The organism is Microbacterium sp. 71-23, assembly GCF_001897265.1.
GTDB lineage: Bacteria > Actinomycetota > Actinomycetes > Actinomycetales > Microbacteriaceae > Microbacterium > Microbacterium ginsengisoli.
Genome location: NZ_MKSL01000017.1, coordinates 193043 through 201568, shown reverse-complemented (window position 1 = coordinate 201568; position 8526 = coordinate 193043). Strand labels below are relative to the sequence as shown.

At 67.9% G+C, this 8526-nt stretch carries 11 protein-coding genes; 7 read left to right on the top strand and 4 right to left on the bottom strand.

Going from position 1 to position 8526, the window contains the following annotated elements:
- A partial coding sequence (locus BGO15_RS07600) for a hypothetical protein (protein WP_286747838.1) occupies nt 1–634 on the top strand: 634 nt, incomplete at its 5' end.
- Nucleotides 631–1017 carry a hypothetical protein gene (locus BGO15_RS07595; protein WP_056208510.1) on the top strand — a complete coding sequence of 129 codons (387 nt, stop codon included), beginning with the start codon at nt 631–633 and terminating at the stop codon, nt 1015–1017. The genes BGO15_RS07600 and BGO15_RS07595, both read left to right, overlap by 4 nt.
- Nucleotides 1018–1457: 440 nt before the next feature.
- Here the strand turns inward: BGO15_RS07595 and BGO15_RS07590 are convergent, their stop codons facing one another.
- Nucleotides 1458–1598: a hypothetical protein gene (locus BGO15_RS07590; protein WP_162237833.1), complete on the bottom strand. Its 141-nt coding sequence runs from the start codon at nt 1596–1598 to the stop codon at nt 1458–1460.
- Between the two features lie 282 nt (nt 1599–1880).
- Between BGO15_RS07590 and BGO15_RS14795 the strand changes: the two genes are divergently transcribed.
- Nucleotides 1881–2120, top strand: a complete 240-nt coding sequence (locus BGO15_RS14795; protein WP_273205937.1) for a phosphotriesterase family protein — start codon at nt 1881–1883, stop codon at nt 2118–2120.
- A gap of 114 nt (nt 2121–2234) precedes the next feature.
- On the opposite strand, the gene BGO15_RS07585 is transcribed toward BGO15_RS14795, so the two are convergent.
- Together BGO15_RS07585 and BGO15_RS07580 are read right to left on the bottom strand one after the other, a co-directional pair.
- Nucleotides 2235–3176, bottom strand: coding sequence for a ketopantoate reductase family protein (locus BGO15_RS07585; protein WP_056208504.1), 942 nt, complete (start codon nt 3174–3176; stop codon nt 2235–2237).
- Nucleotides 3177–3193: 17 nt separating this feature from the next.
- Nucleotides 3194–4549, bottom strand: a complete 1356-nt coding sequence (locus BGO15_RS07580) for an MFS transporter (RefSeq protein WP_056208501.1) — start codon at nt 4547–4549, stop codon at nt 3194–3196.
- Nucleotides 4550–4665: 116 nt separating this feature from the next.
- Between BGO15_RS07580 and BGO15_RS07575 the strand changes: the two genes are divergently transcribed.
- Entirely contained in the window at nt 4666–5145 is a 480-nt protein-coding gene (locus BGO15_RS07575; protein ID WP_056208498.1) for a winged helix-turn-helix transcriptional regulator, read from the top strand.
- A 251-nt stretch (nt 5146–5396) separates the two neighbouring features.
- On the opposite strand, the gene BGO15_RS07570 is transcribed toward BGO15_RS07575, so the two are convergent.
- Nucleotides 5397–5762, bottom strand: a complete 366-nt coding sequence (locus BGO15_RS07570; RefSeq protein WP_056208495.1) for a winged helix-turn-helix transcriptional regulator — start codon at nt 5760–5762, stop codon at nt 5397–5399.
- 119 nt (nt 5763–5881) lie between these two features.
- Between BGO15_RS07570 and BGO15_RS07565 the strand changes: the two genes are divergently transcribed.
- From BGO15_RS07565 to BGO15_RS07555, 3 genes are all read left to right on the top strand, one after another.
- On the top strand, nt 5882–6424 hold the full coding sequence (locus BGO15_RS07565; protein ID WP_056208492.1) for a winged helix-turn-helix transcriptional regulator: 543 nt from the start codon (nt 5882–5884) through the stop codon (nt 6422–6424).
- Between the two features lie 164 nt (nt 6425–6588).
- A complete protein-coding gene (locus BGO15_RS07560) occupies nt 6589–7074 on the top strand; it encodes a tautomerase family protein (protein ID WP_056208489.1) in 486 nt (161 codons plus the stop codon).
- Nucleotides 7075–7076: 2 nt separating this feature from the next.
- Nucleotides 7077–8507 carry an aldehyde dehydrogenase family protein gene (locus tag BGO15_RS07555; RefSeq protein WP_056208485.1) on the top strand — a complete coding sequence of 477 codons (1431 nt, stop codon included), beginning with the start codon at nt 7077–7079 and terminating at the stop codon, nt 8505–8507.
- The last annotated feature ends 19 nt before the right edge of the window (nt 8508–8526 follow it).

Genomic DNA, 8526 nt, shown 5'->3' with positions numbered 1-8526 from the left:
CAGCACCCGCCAGTTCCGCCGCACCCTGGCCTGGTACATCGCCCGCCGTCCCGGCGGCTCGATCGCCGGCGCGATCGCCTACCGGCACCACAGCGTGCAGATGTTCGAGGGCTATGCCGGCACCAGCGACTCCGGGTTCCGCGCCGAGGTCGAAGCCGAAGAGGCGCTCTCCCGCGGCGAGCACTTGCTGGCCATGATCGACCACAACGAGCACACCCGCCTCACCGGGCCCGCCGGCGGCGAAGCCGAACGGCGGATGGAGCAGATGAGCCAGCGGTCCGCGTTCGCCGGCACCGTGACCACCGACCGGCGCCGGTTCCTGCGGCTGATCACCTTGCACGGGCCTGCCGTGTACCCGGGGAAGTACGTCACCTGCGTGTACACGCACGACAAAGCACTGTGCCGGCCCCGCACCGGCCAAGCCGCCGCGCCCGATCTGTCCAACTGCAAGCCGCTCACTTGCCGCAACGTCGCCCTCACCGACGCGAACGTGCACGCCTGGCGGGACGAGCTGGACACGCTGGACCGAGACCTCGCCGCCGACCCGCCGTTGCCGCCTGCGCTGAAGTCGCGCCTTCAGCAGCGGCGAGAGCAGATCGTCGGCTTCCTCAACCGGCACCAGGAGCAGCCATGACCCGCCGTGTTCCCCTTCCCACCAACGCCGAAGTCCTCCACGCCCTCGCGGAACTGCGCAAAGACAGCACCCGACCGGTGACGGTGCGGGGTCTGGCCGAGCATCTGGGACTGACGAACTCGACATTCTGGCGCTGGTTCCCGGCCATCGCCCAGGACATCGCCGACCAGCGACGCACAATAGCCCGCGCCAAGCGCGCCGAGCCCTCGGAGACCGCGCGGCGGGCCGACAGCGAACGAGCGCTGCGGGCGGAGAACGCGACGCTGCGTGACCAGATCGACCTGGCCGTCGCGCACATCCAACGCCTCACCCTCGAAAACCACACCCTCCGCGCGCAGATGGAAGACCGCGCCCAGATCGCCCGCCTCCCTCCCCGCCCGTGAACGACACCCCGGCCGGAACAGGACAAGGGGGCAGCGGCCTCACCGATCTCCCGGGGAGTCGATGTCCGCCAGCCGCCGCCGGACCTCTGCGATCCAGGCCGGCTCCTGCAGGCCGATCTCGGCGTCCGGCCGGGCGTCCCCGGCGGGGGTGAAGCAGCGCTGGACGCGGTCGGCGAGGATCAGGAACGCCCCCTTCAAGCTGACTGAGGTGACCTCGAGCCGCCAATCCGCGTGGTGGTCCCCGTGCCGGGTGGCCCGGTGGCGGTCCTCCGGGACATGCGCACCGGGCCTCCAGCGTGACACGGACGGGCCGTGCCGGAGCGTCGAGCTCCTCGTCCTCGCGCCACACGTACTGCCGGATTCTGCTGCAATACCCGTCCTGCTCCCAATGCCAGGGCCGCACCTGAAGGTCCGGGGCCGTCCAGAACGCCGGATGGCGATCAACGATCCCGCAGCGACGCGAAACGCTCCACGGCGCCGTCCGGGAACCGCAGCTCCAGCCCCACGCGGTCGGGCGCCAGCGCCAGCACTGCCGGTGCGCGGTGCGGCGGCAGCAGCGCCTCCAGCCACGCGGGCAGCACGGGCAGCGTCTTCGCGGCCCGCCCGGATGCGACCCGTTCCATCGTCGTCGGACATGAGCCACCTTTCGGGTCCGCGAAGCGAGCCAGACTACACCCGCCGACCGAGAGGTTCTACGGCCCAGACACGATCACCCGGCTCGCAGCGCCTTATGGCGGGTTCTGGCGCCCCGCCCGGTCATCGTCGCCTGCAGGGTCCCCCGGATCCTCGTCGATCGAAACACCCAGCGCGCCGAGAAGCTCCTCGATCGCCGGCCGCAGCTCGTTTTCTCTGCACGGGGAAGCTTGGTTCTCGGCGGTCGTTGCTTCGCCGCACTGTCACATGTCCGGGGGGCAACCGGACGCGAGGTCGAAAGCCCTCGAGACCCGTCCTTTGACGGCTCGTCTCAAGAGGGAGCCGGGTATGACTTCGTCTTGACCGATGTCGTCCCATTCCTGGCGTCCCGCGGCGTGAGCCGCGAGGACATCGAGACGATCACGGTGAAGAACCCAGCGCGACTGTTCGGGTTCGTTCGATCGGAGTGACCGGACACTGCCGCGAACGCCTCGCGTCCCAAGACAATGGCGTCACACGCCGCGCACCCACGGTGTGTCGGCCGCTGCCGCGCCGCGAACGCCTCGCGTCCCAAGACAATGGCGTCACCCCATCGGTCGACGACTGTCGCGCTGCGCCGTGTACACGGACAGGCTGGTGTGAGCCAGTGCCAGGAGGGGGGTCGGCACGCGGTGTCTGGCTCCTTCGTCGACGAGGGCGCCGAGGATGTGGTCACCCTCGACGGGCCTGCTTGCGATGAGGTCGCGGTACATCGACGAGGTCAGAGCCGAACGGGGTTCTGTCACGGTTCGCCGAATGTCGCTCAGGAAGGGCTCGCGGGGGGCGAAGCCTGCGGCTGCCGCGACATCGGCAGCCTCCCCGAGGATGTCGAGCGCGAAGTCGCGGCCGCGAGGGGCGGCATTGACGTCACCGATCGTGCCGCGCATGAGACAGGTGATCGCGCCGAGGGAGGCCAGGAAGACCCACTTCTCCCACATGTCGTGGAGGATCGTGGTCGACGGTTCAGCGTCGAAGCCGGCCCAGGTGAGGAGGGCGGACACGTCGTCGAGCCGGTCGGCGGATCGGCCGTCGAGCGGACCCCAGCTCAGCTTCTGCAGCTGGTTGAGCTGGACGATGTCGCCCTGCGCGTCGAGGGCGGTCGCGACGATGCACACCCCGCCATAGACATGGTCCGCGCCGAATTGGTCGGCAAGTGCAGCGATGTGGGTGATGCCGTTGAGGACGGGCACGATGATCGTGGCCGGCCCGATCGCCGGAGTGATGTCCCGGATGGCGGCGTCGAGCGCGTAGCCCTTGACCGCGAGGAGAACGAGGTCGTAGGCGGCGTCGACAGCATCGGCGGTGACGGTTTTCGCATCGATACGTTCTATGGTGCCGTCCGGCGTGTGGATGCGCAGACCGTGCTCGCGCAGTATCGCGGCCCGCGGGTGCCGCACCAAGAATGTGACGTCACGACCCGCCTGGGCGAGGCGGGCGCCGAAGTAGCCGCCGACAGCCCCGGCTCCGACTATGAGGATGCGGCTCATGGGGGTCCTTCGATCTCTCATGGTGTCCGGCTCGGCCAGTGTGCGTCGCCGGTGTCCGGAGCGTGCTTCGCGGAGCGCATGGTCACACCAGTCAGGGTTGCGAGCAGGCCGGCCGCGCCCATCACGATCCACGCGATCGTGTAGTCCTCGGCGTCGGTTCCGGTCTGGGTGAGGGCGATGAGGAGGGCGACGCCGATGGCTCCGCCGATCTGTCTGGACGTGTTGACGATCCCGGTTCCGGTCGCGTGAGCGGTGTCGGGGATGTCGGCGGTTGCCGCGGTAAGGAACCCGGTCTGGGCGAAGCCGGCACCTGCTCCGGTCAGGATCATTCCGGGCAGGAACACGGCCGCGTAGGCCTCGGCGTCCGTCAGGAGGAGAGCCCAGAGCACGCAGGTCGCGATGTAGAGGAACCCGCCGACGCTCACGAGAGTCCGAGGGACGAGGGGGAGCTTGCCGGCGAGGAGGGATGCGATGATCGCGGTGGCGGGTCCGGCGGCGAGGGCCAGGCCCGCAGCCGCGGGTGTCCACTGCCAGACATCCTGGAGGAAGATACTGCTGCCCAGGAGCATGATCGCGAAGGCGATGTAGAAGCTTGCCATCCCGATGGTCGCCATGCGGAGGCTGGCGAATCGGAAGATGCCGAGGTCCACCGCCGGTGCCGCGCGGGTCAGGCAGCGGCGCGCGAACCATGCCAGCGCACAGGCGCTCAGGAGGATGAGGCCCCAGAACCAGGGGCTGGCCGGCCCCCAGTCCGTCACGTACGAGATCGCGGTCACCAGCGCTCCCACCCCGAGTGCGAGCAGAGCCGATCCGAACAGGTCGGGGTAAGGGGTCTTGCTTCTCGGTGTCTCGGTGAGCCTCGCGGCGAGGATCAGGGCGGGGATCGCGATGGGGAGATTGATGAGGAAGATCAGCCGCCAGTCGAGCTGAGTCAGCAGTCCGCCGAGCACGGGCCCGGCGGTCGCCGCGACCGAGCCGGTCGCGGCCCAGATGCTGACCATCTGCTTGTGCCGGGACTTCGGGAACGCCGCGAGCAGGAGAGCGAGGCTCGTGGGCACCATCAGCGCCGCGCCAGCGCCCTGGACTCCGCGGGCGACGATCAGCGTCACAACCTCGGGCGCTGCCGCGGACCCGGCCGAACCGATGGCGAAGGCGAGCATTCCCACGCGGAAGAGGCGCTTGCGCCCAAGACGGTCCGCGAGGCGGCCCGAGGGGATCAGGAGCGCGGCGAAGGCGACGGCGTATGCGTTGAGGACCCAGGACAGCGCCTGCGGCGTCGCGCCGGGGAAGCTCGCGCTGATCGACGAGAACGACAGGTTCACGATGAACAGGTCCAGAGATGCGAGCACGCTCGCCGCCACCACCACGGTCACCGTCCGGACCCGAGCCGGGGCCGGGACCACGACGGTCAGACTTTCCCCAAGAGAGTTGGACACGGGGGCTACACTAGAGGACACGGCTTGCTTGAAACAAGTATGGAGGTCTCGGAGTGGCGTTGAGGTCTGACTGGTCCGGGCAGAGTTGCCCGATCGCGCGCGGGATCGACGTGCTAGGCGACCCATGGACGCTCCTGATCCTGCGTGAATCGCTGGGGGGCGCACGCCGCTTCGATGAGTTCAAGGATGTGTTGGGTCCGGCGGACAACATCCTCGCGAACCGCCTGAAGCGGATGGTCGAGGCCGGACTGCTCGAGAAGCGGCCCTACACGGAAGGCGCTCGTCCGCGCCACGACTACCTCCCCACCCAAGCCGCCGCTGACGCGCTCCCGATCCTGCATGCTCTTGCGAAATGGGGCGAACGGCACACAGAGGCCGGCGCCGGTGGAGGCATTGAGATCATCTGCCGGTCGTGCGGGGAACAGAGCACCACGGGCGAGAGATGCAGCTCGTGCGGGGCGCCCTTGGTCACGTCGAACGTCACGTGGGTCAGATCGGGCCGTGGCCCGGTCGATCTTGTCGACATGGCGTAGTCTCGCGGCCGTTGGCGGGCAGCCCAGGGCAGTTCCGCGCGGGTCGTGGAACGGCTGCTCCAGTCGGTGCGGAACCCTCCGGACCACGGCCTCGGTAACGGTGCTGGGTGGCGAGATGCTGCTATTCGTGCCGGGCGTCATAGTCGGCGCTCGCGTGTTTCGGTTATGCGCGGAACATCTGTGAGGCGCTCGGTCATCGGCCGGGCCCCCGTCGTTGGTTGCGTCGACTCACTGCTAGACGAAACCCATCGTCAAAGCAACTCCGCGCCTCTGCGGCCGTCCATACCCTGAGCCGGGCGACAGAGATGCTCTGCGGCCCAATCCGCAAGGGCGGTCGCATGCGGGATGATGGCGGCCCCGCAGTCCGTCAGCCGGTATTCCCAGCGGCTGGGTGCGAGTTGATACGGCGCTCGTCGGATCAGTCCGCGGTGCTCGAGGTGCCTAAGGTGCGAGGTCAGACTTGCGCGTGGCGCGGCGGTGGTGATCTGGAGTTCGGTGAAGCGGGTGGCGCCTGCGGCGATCGCGTGGAGGATGGCGAGACTCCAGCGATCGCCGACAGTCTCGAGTGCGGCCGCCAGCGGGGCGGTGTCAAGCGGGCGGGTGGTCGTAATCGACATGTCTCTATCCCCATCGCCATTGAAGTGGGCGTGAATACAGAACTGAGAGTCAGTTGCGTAATACTACGCACTCTGCACCAGATTGCTCCATTTTGCAACTGAGTTGCTAGTCTGGACGCATGCGACGCAACTTGTCAGCCTGGCCGTGTTCAGTGGCGCGCGCTGCAGACGTGCTCGGTGACGCCTGGACACTGGTGATCCTTCGCGACAGCTTTCACGGGGTGACGAAGTTTGACGACTTCCACAAGTCACTCGGGATTGCGCGGAATACGCTGTCCGACCGGTTGACGAATCTCGTTGAGGCGGGGGTCTTGACGAAGGAGTTCTACCAGGACAATCCGCCGCGGTACGAGTACCTCTTGACGGATATGGGTCATGACCTGTTCCCGGCGATTGCGGCGCTGCTGGCGTGGGGTGACCGCTGGCTCGGGAATGGCGATGGTCCGCCGGTCGGTCTGTATCACCGGCCTTGCGGTCATGACGCGCAAGTCGATGTGGTCTGCGGGCACTGCCGTCAGAGTCTTGCGGATGACGACGTCCAGTTCGTCAAGGGGAGCGGCTATCCGGATGTCGTGACCGAGGGCGGTGACTTCCGCGATCGCCTGGCTTTGGTCCCCGGCGGCGAGGGTGGCGAGCCTCAGGGCCGGCGGAAGGCATTCTGACTCGAGATTTCACCTAGTGAGTTCAGAAACCAGACTCACTCTCGAAATGCAACGCAGTCTGTGGTCAACTGTGGATGCGCCTCGCTGCTCGATCACAAGAGACCTGGCGCCCTGGCTCCGCGATGACGCGGGTCACGGTCAACCGCAACGAGAGGGGCCCGGCAATGCCGCTGTGGCAGATACATCACCCGGAGAACGCCTGGAATGAGTCGGAGAAGCAGGAGTTCGTCAACGCGATCACGGCCATCTACACGGACATCGTCGGCATTCCCGCCTTCTATGTCGTCGTGATCTTCAAGGAGGTCGAGTCTGGTGACCTGTGGGTCAGCGGCCGGCCGCACGACAAGTTCGTGCGTCTCAACATCGACCAGATGGCCCGCACCCTTCCCGGTCGTGTCCTGCGCGAGTGGTGGGTGCACCATCTCGACGAGGTCATCAAGCCCTGGGTGGCCGACAAGGGCTTCGACTGGGAGTTCACCATCACCGAACCGCCGGCGGACCTGTGGTCGCTGCAGGGATTCGTGCCGCCGCCCTTCGAGTCCGTCGGCGAGGCCCGCTGGGTCAAGGAGAACAAGGCCTCCGAGTACTCGCAGGCCGAGCAGCTGCCCATCAACGTCCGGCTCACGGCCGGCACCCGGGAAAGCTTCTGATCATGACGCTCACAACCATCAACCGGGCGTTCACGACCATCAACCCGGCGACCGGGGAGCAGCTGGCAACATTCGAGACGATCTCCGACGCCGAGCTCGAGGTTGCGCTTGCGACCGCGGACCGGGCGTACGCGGACTGGCGTGAGCGTCCGGCCGCGGAGCGCGCCGCGATCATCAAGAAGGCGGCGGCGTACCTCCGCGACAACCAAGCGGAGTATTCAGGCCTCATCACGCTGGAGATGGGCAAGCTCGCCTGGGAGTCCGACGCGGAGGTGGGCCTGGCGGCGTCGATCCTTGACTATTACGCGGACCGGGTGGAGCAGTTCCTGGAGCCCGAGCCGCTCCCGGAGTCGCCCGGGGCGTATCTCGAGACGGCGCCCATCGGCGCGATCTTCGCGATCGAGCCATGGAACTTCCCCTACTACCAGCTCGCCCGAGTCGCCGGCCCGCAGCTCGCCGCCGGGAACGTCGTCCTGCTCAAGCACGCCCAGAGCGTCCCGCAGTGCGCACTGGCCTTCGCCCGCGCGTTCGAGCAGGCCGGGGCGCCCGAGGGGGTCTACACGAACCTGTTCGTCACCCACGAGCAGGCGGCGACGATCATCGCGGACCCGAGGGTCGCCGGCGTCACCATCACGGGCAGCCCCCGAGCTGCCGCCACCGTGGCCGCACAGGCCGGGCAGAACCTGAAGAAGGTCGTAGCGGAGTCGGGCGGCAGCGACCCGCTGATCGTTCTCGATGACGCAGACATCCCGGGTGCGGTGTTCGGGGCCGTCTTCGGCCGGATGTTCAACAACGGGCAGTGCTGCGTCGGCTCGAAGCGGCTCATCGTCGTCGGCAAGGACCGCGCCGAACAGGTCATCGCCGGGGTCGTGGAGGCACTCGCCGCCCTCAAGCCGGCAGACCCGGCGGAGCCGGCCGGACCGTTGACCAACCTCGGCCCGCTCTCCTCCGAGCGCGCACTTGACCTGCTCCTGGAGCAGATCGAGACCGCGAAGCAGAACGGCGCCCAGGTACGGACCGGTGGCAAGCGCATCGACCGGCCGGGCTTCTACCTCGAACCCACCGTCCTCACGGGCATCACCAAGAGCAACCCGGCCTATACCGAGGAGTTCTTCGGCCCGGTGCTCGCCGCCTATGTCGTCGACACCGAAGAGGAGGCCATCGCTCTCGCGAACGACACCCCCTGGGGTCTCGGGGCCTCGGTGTTCACCGGGGATACCAAGCACGGCAGGGCGGTCGCGTCGCACATCGACAGCGGCATGGTGTTTATCAACCAGCCCGCCTGGACCGCCGCGGAAGTCCCCTTCGGCGGCACCAAGAGCTCCGGCTTCGGGCGGGAGCTTGGCGAGCTCGGCTTCGGGGAGTTCGTGAATCGCAAGCTGGTGAACGTGGCCAAGGTCGGCTCCGGCCCGTGGGGGCCGTCGCCCGAGTGATCGCCGAAGTCGGGTGGCC

Excerpts from the sequence above, each read along its gene's own strand:
- BGO15_RS07595 (WP_056208510.1), top strand. The coding sequence starts at position 631 with ATGACCCGCCGTGTTCCCCTTCCCACCAACGCCGAAGTCCTCCACGCC.
- BGO15_RS07585 (WP_056208504.1), bottom strand. The coding sequence starts at position 3,176 with ATGAGCCGCATCCTCATAGTCGGAGCCGGGGCTGTCGGCGGCTACTTC.
- BGO15_RS07570 (WP_056208495.1), bottom strand. The coding sequence starts at position 5,762 with ATGTCGATTACGACCACCCGCCCGCTTGACACCGCCCCGCTGGCGGCC.
- BGO15_RS07565 (WP_056208492.1), top strand. The coding sequence starts at position 5,882 with ATGCGACGCAACTTGTCAGCCTGGCCGTGTTCAGTGGCGCGCGCTGCA.
- BGO15_RS07560 (WP_056208489.1), top strand. The coding sequence starts at position 6,589 with ATGCCGCTGTGGCAGATACATCACCCGGAGAACGCCTGGAATGAGTCG.
- BGO15_RS07555 (WP_056208485.1), top strand. The coding sequence starts at position 7,077 with ATGACGCTCACAACCATCAACCGGGCGTTCACGACCATCAACCCGGCG.